Origin of the sequence: Streptomyces sp. SBT349 (assembly GCF_001083795.1) — a bacterium.
Taxonomy (GTDB): domain Bacteria; phylum Actinomycetota; class Actinomycetes; order Streptomycetales; family Streptomycetaceae; genus Streptomyces.
On the sequence record NZ_LAVK01000252.1, the window covers coordinates 1 to 11,464 of the forward strand.

At 71.9% G+C, this 11,464-nt stretch carries 9 protein-coding genes; 6 read left to right on the forward strand and 3 right to left on the reverse strand.

The annotated features are described in order from the left end of the window. Nucleotides 1-1,081 (reverse strand): mandelate racemase/muconate lactonizing enzyme family protein (locus tag ADY01_RS25595; protein ID WP_049578231.1); only part of this gene is annotated, 1,081 nt, incomplete at its 3' end. Nucleotides 1,082-1,180: 99 nt separating this feature from the next. Here ADY01_RS25595 and ADY01_RS25600 point away from each other — a divergent pair. Genes ADY01_RS25600 through ADY01_RS25615 form a run of 4 tightly spaced genes read left to right on the forward strand, consistent with a single transcriptional unit; the run spans nucleotide 1,181 to nucleotide 5,164 of the window. Further along, on the forward strand, nucleotides 1,181-2,017 hold the full coding sequence (locus tag ADY01_RS25600; protein WP_049578233.1) for an IclR family transcriptional regulator: 837 nt from the start codon (nucleotides 1,181-1,183) through the stop codon (nucleotides 2,015-2,017). Continuing rightward, nucleotides 2,017-3,318, forward strand: a complete 1,302-nt coding sequence (locus ADY01_RS25605; protein ID WP_078900598.1) for an ABC transporter substrate-binding protein — start codon at nucleotides 2,017-2,019, stop codon at nucleotides 3,316-3,318. The genes ADY01_RS25600 and ADY01_RS25605 overlap by 1 nt, the downstream gene beginning before the upstream one ends. After that, the gene (locus ADY01_RS25610; protein WP_049578236.1) at nucleotides 3,315-4,295 is read left to right on the forward strand and encodes a carbohydrate ABC transporter permease; all 981 of its coding nucleotides are present in this window, start codon (nucleotides 3,315-3,317) and stop codon (nucleotides 4,293-4,295) included. The genes ADY01_RS25605 and ADY01_RS25610 overlap by 4 nt, the downstream gene beginning before the upstream one ends. 26 nt (nucleotides 4,296-4,321) lie before the next feature. Next, nucleotides 4,322-5,164 carry a carbohydrate ABC transporter permease gene (locus ADY01_RS25615; RefSeq protein ID WP_049578237.1) on the forward strand — a complete coding sequence of 281 codons (843 nt, stop codon included), beginning with the start codon at nucleotides 4,322-4,324 and terminating at the stop codon, nucleotides 5,162-5,164. A gap of 15 nt (nucleotides 5,165-5,179) precedes the next feature. Here ADY01_RS25615 and ADY01_RS25620 read toward each other — a convergent pair whose 3' ends face one another. Then, on the reverse strand, nucleotides 5,180-6,211 hold the full coding sequence (locus ADY01_RS25620; RefSeq protein ID WP_234320411.1) for a zinc-dependent alcohol dehydrogenase: 1,032 nt from the start codon (nucleotides 6,209-6,211) through the stop codon (nucleotides 5,180-5,182). A gap of 190 nt (nucleotides 6,212-6,401) precedes the next feature. On the opposite strand from ADY01_RS25620, the gene ADY01_RS25625 reads away from it, so the two are divergent. Next, nucleotides 6,402-9,260 (forward strand): helix-turn-helix transcriptional regulator, encoded by a 2,859-nt coding sequence (locus ADY01_RS25625; RefSeq protein WP_159001421.1) that lies wholly within the window; start codon nucleotides 6,402-6,404, stop codon nucleotides 9,258-9,260. A 9-nt stretch (nucleotides 9,261-9,269) separates the two neighbouring features. On the opposite strand, the gene ADY01_RS39345 is transcribed toward ADY01_RS25625, so the two are convergent. Next, entirely contained in the window at nucleotides 9,270-9,449 is a 180-nt protein-coding gene (locus tag ADY01_RS39345; protein ID WP_159001423.1) for a hypothetical protein, read from the reverse strand. 406 nt (nucleotides 9,450-9,855) lie between these two features. Between ADY01_RS39345 and ADY01_RS25630 the strand changes: the two genes are divergently transcribed. Continuing rightward, the coding region (locus tag ADY01_RS25630) for a class I adenylate-forming enzyme family protein (protein ID WP_049578242.1) at nucleotides 9,856-11,464 on the forward strand (1,609 nt) is incomplete at its 3' end.

An 11,464-nucleotide genomic window follows, 5' to 3' on the forward strand; every position in this document is an offset into this window, starting at 1 on the left:
GGTCGGGGTGGACCTCCAGCGGGGTGCGAAGGACGCGCTGGCCGACCTCGGTCGAGGTCGGCTGATACTCGAAGACCAGCAGGTCCTCGATGGCCGCCGCCACGTGCAGGCCCGCGGCGACGGAGACGCCGAGCCCGACGGAGTGGTGCGGCGCCACCGGCACGTGTGACGCCGCGCACAGCTCGGCGATCGCCATCGCCTCGGTGATGCCGGTACGGGCCACGTCCGGCTGGGCGATGCCCAGCGCGTGCGCGCGCAGCCAGCGGGCGAACTCGTACCGGTTGCGCAGGGTCTCGCCCACCGCCACGGGCAGCGCCGTCCGCTCGCCGAGCCTGCGGTGGCCCTCCTCGTCCTCGGGGGCCAGCGGCGCTTCGAGGAACCAGCCGCCCCGGTCGGCCAGGCCGGCGGCCAGCCGCCGGGCCTCGGCCTGGCCGTAGGCCCAGTGCGCGTCCACGGCGACCTTCAACGCGGGCGCGGCGGCCCGGACGGCGTCCACCGTGGCCAGGTCGGCCTCCACGCCGTGACCGAGGTGCAGCTTGACGGCGCCGGCGCCCCGGCCCGCCCAGTCGGCGGCGAGTTCGGCCCGCTCCTCGTCGGTGGGACGGGGCAGCCCCGAGACGTACGTCGGCAGCCGGTCCCGGAAGGCCCCGCCGAGCAGCGCGGCGACGGGTGCGTCGCGCAGCCGTCCGGCCAGGTCCCACAGCGCGATGTCCACGGCCGCCAGCGCGTCGGCCTGGTGGCCCACGAGATGCCCGCGCTCGCGCATCAGGTTCCGCAGCATCGCCCAGGCGGGCCGCGGCGCGAGCGCGTCCTGCCCCAGCAGGGTGGGAGCGAGCAGCAGGTCGACGATGTCCGCGGGCACCTCGGGGGCGACCGGCGCCAGCGCCTCGCCCCAGCCCGCGGTGCCGTCCTCGGCGGTCACCTTGACCAGCAGGGTCTCGAACCGGCGCGCGTACAGGCTGCGCCAGGGCGCGCGTACCTGGTAGCCCGGCGGCACCTCGCTGCCGTCCGGCAGGGCGCCGAGGTACGCCTCGTGATGGGACACCTTGAGTACGAACGTCTCGACAGCGGCAACCTGCATGCGTGCATCCATTCTGCGGTTCAGCTCTTGCATTGAGCGGATAGCCTAATGCAGTATCCGTTGCGGAAAGCAAGTGTTTCGGATGCAGGAGAGCTGGCCATGGGTGCTGAGCAGGGCACGAGCACGAACCAGAGCGTCGAACGCGCGGCCGCGGTCCTCGCCGCGTTCCACGACGGGCGGCCGCTCAGGGTCGCCGACGTCGCATCCCGTGCGCGGCTCGGCCAGTCCACGACGTCCCGCATGCTGGCGACGCTCGAATCCCTCGAATACGTCGAGCGCGACGCCGAGTCCGGCCTCTACCGGCTCGGCACCGGTCTGATCACCCTGGCCGGGTCGGCGCTCAACCAGCATCCGGTCTACCGCGCCTCCCGGAGGCACGCCCAGGAGGCCGCCGCACTGCTCGGGCTCGGCGTCAACGTGTCCGTCCTGCACCGCGGCACCGTCTTCTACCTCGCCAACTTCGAGGGAGCGCTCGCTCCGAAGTCGATGACGCTGGCCGGACAGCGCAACGCCCTGCACGCCACCGGCATGGGCAAGTGCCTGCTGGGGGGAACCACCCCCGACCAGCGGCGCGCGATGCTCCCCCAGCTGCCGAGGTTCACCGGCCGGACCGTCGGCACCCACGAGGAGCTCGACGCGCAGATCGAGCTCGTCGCCGGACGCGGGTACGCCACGGAGGTCGAGGAGCTCGCCCTGGGCCGCGCCTGCGTGGCGGCGCCGATCCGCGACGCCGCCGGGGACGTCGTCGCGGCCATCTCGATCTCCGGCTCGCTGTCGGCCATGGACCTCGACAACCGCGAGGGGGAGCTGGCCGGACGCGTGATCGAGACAGCCGACGAGGTCAGCACGGCACTGGGCTACACCGGCCCCGCCGTATACCCCCACCAGGCCGGTCCGCCCGTCATCTCACCCCGCACGTCGGGCGGTGTCGGCTGATGGCGCCGCCGCGCAACGGCCCGGCGCCGTCGCGACGTTCGGGACCGTCCCGGCGGCGCGTGCTCTCGCTCGGGCTGGCGGGCGCCGCGGGCGCGGTGCTCGCCGGCTGCCACTCGGGCGAAGGGGCGGCCGGCGGGAAGACCGTGCTGGAGTTCCCCTCCTGGCAGGCCGCCGAGGGGACCTTCTCGCTGTGGTGGCGCGAGCTGATCGACGAGTTCGAACGGACCCACCCCGATGTGGAGGTGGACTTCTACTCGCTGCCGTTCGACAGCTACGTCGACCAGCTCACGATCCGGTTCGCCGCCAACGACCGCCCCGAGATCGTGCACCTCCCGGCGCGCAACGCCGCCGAGTTCGCCGGCCGCGGCTGGCTGGCCTCGCTGGAGGACCGCCTGCGGTCCACCGACGTCCTGCGCACCTGGACGCCGTTGCAGGAGGAGATGGCGCTGGACGGCGAGAACCACGGCGTCCTGCTGCTCGGCTACGGCTACAACCTCTTCTACAACCAGCAGTTGCTCGACTCCGTCGGAGCCGGGGTCCCGGCCACGGCGGAGGAGATGATCGCGGCCGCCGAGGCGATCACCGGCGACGGGATCTACGGGTTCGGTGCCACGACGGCCCCGAACCCCGACAACTACACGGAGCTCGCCGCCTTCGTCGTCGGCAGCGGGGCCGCGCTGTCCACCGACGACGGCGGGTTCACCGCCGACAGCGACGCGGCGATCGCCGGCCTCGACCTCTACCGCCGAGCCCTCGCCCAAGCGCCGCGAGGCATCCAGTCCCAGCAGCGCAACGAACTCTTCCTCACCGGAAAGATCGCGATGATCCTGGACGGCCCCTTCTTCGTGAACGAGCTCGGCGGCGCGACCGACGCGGTCCGCCCCCACCTGAAGGCCGCCCGCGCACCGTTCCCCCAGGTCCCCGGCGGCGTCTCGAACAGCATCCACATGCCCGCCGGCCTCGACCCGCGCAAGGCGGAGGCGGTGTGGGACTTCATCGCGCTGGCCTGCACACCGACGTGGCAGCGCCGCTACACCGAGCTGACCGCCAACCCCGCGCCACGGGCGGGCTCGGTCACCGCCCGGGCCGTCGCCGAGACCCCGCAGCTCGAACTCTTCCAGCAGCTCGCGGACGAAGCCGTGTCGATCTTCCCGGGCAACCAGACCCACCGGGAGCAGTTCGGCCGTATCAGCGACATCGCGTCGGCCGCTTCCACGGCCCTGATCACCACCGACGAGTCGACCGCCTCGGTCGCCGCCGACCTTCAGGACGAGCTCGAACAGGCCATGGAGCAACGATGACCACCGAATCGCAGCACACCCCGCGCGGAGGTGTCGCGAAGACCGCCACCCCCAGGCCGCCGACCGCGCCCGAGCCCTCGCCCGCGCTGCGGCGCGAGCACCGGCGCCGCAGCGTCTTCGCGTACCTGACGCTCTCGCCCACCCTCGCCGTCGTCGGTCTGCTGATGGCCTACCCGCTCTACGTGGCGATCGACCTCAGCCTCCGCGGCGGCCAGATCTCCGACCTGCTCAACCTGGAGCAGAACCCGCTCACGCTCGACAACTACGGCGACGTCCTCACCGACCCCGGTCTGGTCAGCGACATCGTGCGGTCGATCGTCTACACCCTCGGCGTCGTGCTCCCCGCCTTCGGCCTCGGCCTGGGCCTCGCCCTCCTGCTCAACAAGGCATTCCCCGGACGCCGGATCATCCGGCCCCTGGTCCTGCTGCCGTGGGCGGTACCCGGAGTGGTGGTGAGCGCGGCGTTCAGCTGGATGCTCGACGCCTCCTACGGCGTCGTGAACCACCTGCTGCGTTCGGTCGGCATCATCGACGGCAACGTCGCCTGGCTCGCGGACGAGAACACCGCCATGTTCGCCGTGATCCTGCCGACGATCTGGAAGTACTACCCGTTCTTCATCCTGGTCCTGCTGGCCCAGCTCCAGTCGGTGCCCAACGATCTCTACGAAGCCGCGCGCATGGACGGCGCGTCGCCGCTGCGGCAGTTCGCCCATGTGACCTGGCCCGCCGTCCGCCCGGCCTCCGCACTGGCCATCGTGATCACCGGCATCGGCGTCTTCCGCGAGTTCGACTTCATCTTCCCGCTCACCGGCGGGGGCCCCAACGACGCCACCCAAACGCTCGCCATCCGGATCTACAACGAAGCCTTCCAGTTCTTCGAGATGGGCACCGCCGCCGCGCTGGGCATCGTGACCATGGCGATCTGCGGCGCCCTGCTGAAGGCCGCGGGCCGGTCCGTGCGCCGCGAGTTCGGCTGAACCGGCCCGTCACCACAGGAGCACCCATGTCCACCACACTCTCCCGCCCACGCCGGTGGTCCCTGCTCGCCCTGGCGATCGCGATCACCTCCGTGCTGATGTTCCCCATCTACTGGATGATCATGACCTCGGTCGTCCCCTCCGAACGGCTGCTGGTCTCCGACCCCCCGCTGGTCCCGCCCGCCGACGCCACCTCGATCAGCGCCTACACCTCCGTGCTCGACGACGTGCCCGTCCTGAAGTGGATGTGGAACTCCACGATCACCACGGTGGGCGCCGCCGTCATCTCCACGGTGGTCAGCACGCTGGGCGGCTACAGCCTCTCCCGCTTCCGCACCAAGGGCCAGCAGGCGATGGGCTTCACCCTGCTGTTCAGCCGGATGCTGCCGGGCACGCTGCTGATCATCCCGGTCTTCGTGCTCTTCGCCCACGTCGGCATGGTCAACAACCTGTGGTCGGTCACCCTGGTCAACACCGCGGCCACCGTTCCGTTCACGACCTGGCTGATGAAGGGCTTCGTCGACGCCGTCCCGGTCGAGATCGAACAGGCCGCGATGATCGACGGATGCGGAAGAGCGGGGGCGCTGTGGCGCGTGGTCGTCCCCCTGCTCAAGCCCGGCATCGCCGCGACGTTCACCTACGCGTCGATCCTCACCTGGGGCGACTTCCTCTTCGCCCGCACGCTCATGGGCAACCCCGACGGCTGGACGGTCACCGTCGGCATCGCCTCCTTCATCGGCGAGTTCAGCGTCGACTGGTCCGGCCTGATGGCCGTCGGCCTGATCTCGATGGTGCCGATGGTCATTCTCTTCCTCTTCCTCGAACCGTTCCTGACCAAGGGGATGGCGACGGGATCGGTGAAGGGATGAGCCCGCGCACCCGGTTCAGGAGAGGTCGATCCACACCTTCCCCGCTGCCGTGGACGCCGCGGTGAACGCCTTCTGGACGTCCTCCAGGGCGTAGCCGTCGCTGACCACCGCGCCGAGCCGGGCCGGCGTCCGGGCTTCCAGGGCGCGGACGGTCTGCGCGAAGTCCGCCGGGTGGTCGTAGATGAGGCTGCCGACGAGGGTGATCTGTCCCGCCACGAGATCACGGGGGGAGATGTCGAGCGGGGAGGTGTCCATCCCGATCAGCACGGCCGTGCCGTGTCGCGCGAGCCGTCGCAGCCCCTGTTCGAGGGCCCCGCGGGCCCCGGACGTCTCGAAGAGATAGGGGAGTTCGCGCCCGTCCGGTGGAAGTGCCGTCGCGCCGAGGGAACGGGCGCGGCCGAGGCGGGCTTCGTTGGGCTCCTGGACGAACACCGTCACGCCGTGGGCGATCAGGGCCTGACACAGCAGCAGGCCCTGCGAGCCGGCCCCGATCACCAGGCAGCTCCGGCCCGGAGCGATGCCCGAGCGCCGCATCGCCGCCCGCGCCACGGTCGCCGGCTCCGCGCAGACCAGGTCCTCGGGCGCCAGACGCGGTGCGACGGGCCAGACGAACGCGGCCGGTGCCACCACGTAGTCGCTCAGCAGGCCGGGGACGGTCAGTCCGACCGCGGCCCGGCCGCCGCAGGCCGACGTCCTCCCGGCCAGGCAGGCATCGCACGTCAGGCAGCAGTAGTCCGGTTCGATGACGACGTCCTGCCCGCTGTGCAGACCGCTCACCTCGCCGCCTGCCTCGACGACGTGTCCCGTCCCCTCGTGGCCCAGGATCCAGGGCAGCCGCGGTGGCCGCCGTTCTCCCCTGAACACCGCGAGGTCGGAGCCGCACAGGCCCGTGCCCCGCATCCGGATCAGCACGTCCCCGGGGCCGCAGGACGGCTCCGGAACGGACACCACGGACAGCGCGCCGGGCTCCGTCAGCACGGCGGCCCTCACGGTGACATCCGCTCTCCACGGGGACGCGTTGGCAGCACCATGATCAGAGGCTGTCATACATGATCCTCGCGGCAACAGACCACAGGGGGCCGTTTCATGCCGGACGGCACCCCGACCCCTGATATCCCACAGGATTTGTGCGCACCCTCCCCCGAGAGGCAGAAGTTACCATTCAGCGAAGGCCGTTACTTGCCCTTCGTCGGCATATGTCCTACGATTGACCGTGTATGTCGATATGCTCCAGGAAATGGGGGTTCCTGTGATCCTGTCGGAGTATCGTGATTCCCTGGCCGACGCCGACCGACCGGCGGCCGGTATGCGCGGGAACCGGGGAGGTTCCTTCTTCCTGGTGGAGCGCGACGAGATCCTGGGCGAGCTGGGCGGACTGCTCACCGACGCCGACCAGGGCAGGGGGCGACTGGCCATCGTGGACGGGCCGTTGGGCAGCGGCAAGAGCCGGCTGGTCCACGAATTCCTGGAGTCCCTCGAACCGGCCGGTGCCCGCGTCCTGCGCGCCACCGCCTCGTTGCGGGAACACCAACTGCCGTGCGGAGTCGTGACCCAGCTCTTACACGGTATGACGATCCCCTCGCCCGACCGGGACCGGATGTGCGCCCTGCTCTCCTCGGCGGTGGAACACACCGTCACCGACGGGGAGTTCGCGGGCGGCGACCCGCAGGCCCATGTCCTGGGTGTCTTCCAGAAGCTCACCGTGGAACTGGCCCGCCTCGCCGAGACCACCCCCCTGGTGATCTGCGTCGACAACGCCCACTACCTGGACGCCCCGTCCCTGCACTTCCTCGCCGGCATGGTGCCCTGGCTGCACCGCGCCCGCATCCTGGTGCTGCTCACCGACGACCAGACCCTGCGGCGGCCACGCACATCCGTCCCGGCGCGACTGCTCCTGCGCAGCCCCAACGCGCTCCACCTCACCCTGAACCTCCTCAGCCGCAACGGGGTTCACACCCTGGCCACCCGCCTGCTCGGACCGCACATCGCCACCCCACGGCTCACCGCCGAACTGCACGGCATCAGCGGCGGCAACCTCCTGGCCGTCCAGACCCTGATCGTGGATCAGCAGGCCGGCGGCGCGACCTACCCGGAGGGCTACGGACAGGCGCTGCTCGACCTCGTGGCACATTGCCGTCCCTCGATGCTGTCCGTGGTGCGCGCCCTCGCCGTGCTCGGCGGCGCGGCCGAGGTCGCCGACGTGGCCCGGCTGGCCGGCGTGGGCGCCACGGTCGCCACCGAGGACCTGCATGCCCTGGCCGGCGCCGGCGTGCTCACCGAGCGGCACGCGTTCCGGCATCCGGTGGCCGTCACCACCGTGCTGGAGGACATGCCCGCCGACGGCCGGGCCACCCTGCACCGTGCGGCCGCCGAACTGCTGCACGAGGCCGGCGCGCCCGCGCTGACCGTGGCCCGGCAGCTGATGGGAGCCGCGGACCCCGGCATCGACTGCGCCACCGAGGTTCTGGTCGCCGCCTCCCGCGAGGCACTGACGACCGGCGACGTCGAAACCGCACGCGACTGTCTGGACCTCGCTCGGCGCACCGGGACGGACGGGCCCACCGCGGCGGGCATCCGCGCCGGGCTCAGCCGACTGGAGTGGCAGCTCACACCCCAGGTGGCGGTCCGTCATCTGCGGACGCGGCTGGCGGACTTCACCGCCGGCCACCTGGACCGGCTGGAGATATCCGAGCTCGTGCTGGGCCTGGCCGAGGCCGGCGCCCTGGACGAGCTGACCACCCTGCTGGACACGCTGCGCACCCGCTCCCACCAGGGCGCCGCGCCCGGCACCGAGGACATCCGCCCCCTGACCACCTGGGCGGCGATGGCCTACCCCCTCCACACCGGGCTGCGCAAGCTCGCCCACTCCGTCGGTGCGGCCGCCCCCGAGGCCGCCCCCTGCTACGACCCGTGGCTGCCCTCGGCGTTGGCGCTGGCCGACGACCTGGTCCGCGGACGCACCGACCAGCTCGTGCACCGCGCCGCGCTGCTGCTGGGCACCTTCCACCTCGACCACGGCTCGCTGTGGAACGCGGAGTCCGCGACGCTCGCCCTCCGCGCGCTGCTCCACGCCAACCGCGTGGACGAGGTCGTCGCGTGGTGCGAGAAGCTGGAGGCCGAAGCCGCCGACCACCACGCTGTCGCCTGGCAGGGCAGGTTCCTCGCGCTGCGGGCCGAGGCTCACCTGCGACAGGGACGGCTGACCCACGCCCACGACCTGGCGGCCCGCGCACTGGCCCTCGTACCACCACAGGGCTGGGGGACCGGACTGGCCGCGGTGCTGGGCTGCGCCATCCTGGCCGCCACCCGGTCCGGCAGACTGGCACTGGCGGCGACATACGTGGCGCAGCCGGTGCCCGAGCAGGCCGTGCACAGCCGTTACGGCACGCAATACCTGCACGCCCGGGGCCACTACCGGCTGGCGACCCACCATCCCCAGGCCGCGCTCGCCGACTTCCTGGCCTGCGGCCGACTCGCCGAGACCTGGGACGCCGCCGGCGTCGACACGGTCCCGTGGCGGACCAGCGCCGCCGAGGCATGGCTGGCCCAGGACGACCAGGAGCAGGCCAAACGCCTGGTGCGGGACCAGATGGCCCGGCTCCAGCCCGGCCTGTCGCGGGACCGCGGACTGTGCCTGCGCACCCTGGCGGCGGTCAGCCGGGTCAACCGGCGCCCGCAACTGCTCACCGAGGCCGTCGACCTGCTCAAGGACAGCGGCTGCGACTACGAACTGGCCCGCGCCCTGATCGACCTCAGCACCGCCTTCAGGGACATCGGCGACCAGCGCAACGCGCGCCGGGTGGCCCACCGCGCCTGGCACCTCGCCAGACAGACCGGGGCGGAGTACCTGTGCCGGGAGGCCGGCCTGGACCCCGTCGACCCCGAGTCCGTGTCATCGGCGAAACAGCGCCAGGACGCGCTGCCCTCGCTCACCATGCAGGAGCGCCGGATCGCGTTGCTGGCGGTCAAGGGACACACCAACCGGGAGATCGCCGCCAAGCTCTACATCACCGCGAGCACGGTCGAGCAGCACCTCACCCGGGTGTTCCGGAAGCTCAACGTCAAACGACGCCAGGAGCTGCCCTACATCCTCTGACCGCCCGGTTCACGCCAGCAGCCCGGAGCGGAACCGGTCGACCAGCTTCGCCAGTTCACGGGAGGTGCGCGCCGCACCGTAGACGTGGTGGTCCGGGCGCACCAGCAGGAACCGCGCCCGCGCCTCCCGCAGCAGCGGCAGGTACACCTCGTCCACGTCGACCACGGCGCCCCCCGAGCCTTCCGGCACGAGGTGCACCAGGCGGGCGCCGAGCGAGGTGAGGAAGGAGAGCCCCCACCGGAGCGGTGCCGATGCCGGTGTACAGCAGACCGGTCCGCAGCGACGTGCCCGCGCCGCCTCGCCGGTCCCCTCCGGCGTCTGCGCCCGCCGCCATTCGTCGGCCCAGGCGGCCTGGAAGCTGTAGACGGTGTGCCGTCGAAGGGTAGGGCATCGGCTCCTCCCACCTCCGGTACGGCGAACCCAACAGCGGGCTCCCGCCCGGCGACGACGAGCAAGCCGGTGATCGACAAGTGAGGGGAGATGAGGGGGGTGGATCAGGGGGTCTTCGGCGCTGCCCCCGGTGTGAAGCTGTGCGTGGGCGAAGCCGCCGAAGTCTGGCCCGGAACACGGACCATGGGAGTGTGATGAAGGCAGCATGCTGCGTGCCGAACTGATCCGCCCCATCCAGGACCTCCTCAGGGAACAGAGCAGCCGCTTCGGCGACAAGACCGCCTACGCCGACGCCAGGCGTGCCGTCAGCTACGCGGACCTGGAGGCGCGCACCCGTCGGCTCGCCGGACATTTCGCCGAACTGGGCCTGCTGCCGGGCGACCGGGTGGCCATGTTCCTCGGCAACCGGGTGGAAATGGTGGAGAGTTACTTCGCCGTCGTCCGCGCCGGGGGGATCGGCGTCCCGGTCAATCCGCACGTCTCCCTGGCCGAGCTGGAGCATCTGCTCACCGTCAGCGGCAGCCGGGTCGTCATCACCGACAGCGCCCATCTGCCGTTGCTGCGCCGGCTGCGGCCCGAGGCGAACCCGCTGACGGTGCTGGTGGTGGGCGAGGACCCGGCGCCGCCGGGCTGCCTGTCCTTCGAGCGGTTCGCCACGACGGAGCCCGGCACACCGGCCCGCGACGACCACGGGCTCGACGACGTCGCCTGGATGCTCTTCACCTCGGGCACCACCAGCGAGCCCAAGGGCGTGCTCGCCACCCAGCGCAACTGCCTCTGGTCGGTCGCCGCGTCCTACGTGCCCGCGCTCGGCCTCACCGCCGAGGACCGGGTGCTCTGGCCGCTGCCCCTGTCCCACAGCCTCTCCCACATCGTCTGCGTGCTGGCCGTGACGGCCGTCGGCGCGACCGCCCGCATCACCGACGGGCACTCCGCCGAGGACGTGCTGGACCTGTGGGGCCAGGAGGAATCCACGGTCATCGCCGGTGTCCCCACGCTCTACCACTACCTCGTCCGCGCCGCCAACGCCCCCGGGGTCACGGCGCCCCGGCTGAGGGTGGGCCTGGTCGGCGGCGCCGTGACCACCGCCGCGCTGCGCCGCTCGGTCGAGGACGCCTTCCAGGCCCCGCTCATCGACGCCTACGGCAGCACCGAGACCTCCGGTTCGATCGCCATCAACTGGCCGACCGGGCCCCGGAGCGAGGGCTCCTGGGGACTGCCCGTGCCCGGTCTCGCCCTGCGCGTGGTCGATCACCGCACGGGTCTGGACGTCCCCGACGGGACCGAGGGCGAGGTGTGGGTCCGCGGCCCGAACATCATGGCGGGCTACCACGACCAGCCCGAGGCCACCGCCGAGGCACTGCGCGACGGCTGGTTCCACACCGGCGACCTCGCCCGCCGCGACCGCGACGGCTATCTGACCGTCACCGGCCGGCTCAAGGAACTCATCATCCGCGCCGGGGAGAACATCCACCCCGTCGAGGTGGAGGACGTCCTGCGGATGGTGCCCGGCGTGGCCGACGCCGCCGTGGCCGGCAAGCCGCACGACGTCTTCGGCGAAGTCCCGGTGGCCTTCATCGTCCCCGCACCCGGCGGGTTCGACCCCGCCCAGGCACTCGCCCTGTGCCGGGAGCGGTTGTCGTACTTCAAGGTCCCCGACGAGCTGTACGAGATCGCGCGTATCCCGCGCACCGCGACGGGCAAGGTCACCCGGCACAAGCTGCTCGACGGCCCGGCCCGGCTGCGCGCGGTCGGCAATGCCCACCATGACGCGCTCTTCCGTACGCACTGGATCCCCCAGCCCTCCGTCCCCT

Bases quoted from the DNA above. Each gene is read 5' to 3' on its own strand.
- ADY01_RS25600 (WP_049578233.1), top strand. From the start codon at position 1,181: ATGGGTGCTGAGCAGGGCACGAGCACGAACCAGAGCGTCGAACGCGCG.
- ADY01_RS25605 (WP_078900598.1), top strand. From the start codon at position 2,017: ATGGCGCCGCCGCGCAACGGCCCGGCGCCGTCGCGACGTTCGGGACCG.
- ADY01_RS25610 (WP_049578236.1), top strand. From the start codon at position 3,315: ATGACCACCGAATCGCAGCACACCCCGCGCGGAGGTGTCGCGAAGACC.
- ADY01_RS25615 (WP_049578237.1), top strand. From the start codon at position 4,322: ATGTCCACCACACTCTCCCGCCCACGCCGGTGGTCCCTGCTCGCCCTG.
- ADY01_RS25620 (WP_234320411.1), bottom strand. From the start codon at position 6,211: ATGACAGCCTCTGATCATGGTGCTGCCAACGCGTCCCCGTGGAGAGCG.
- ADY01_RS25625 (WP_159001421.1), top strand. From the start codon at position 6,402: ATGGGGGTTCCTGTGATCCTGTCGGAGTATCGTGATTCCCTGGCCGAC.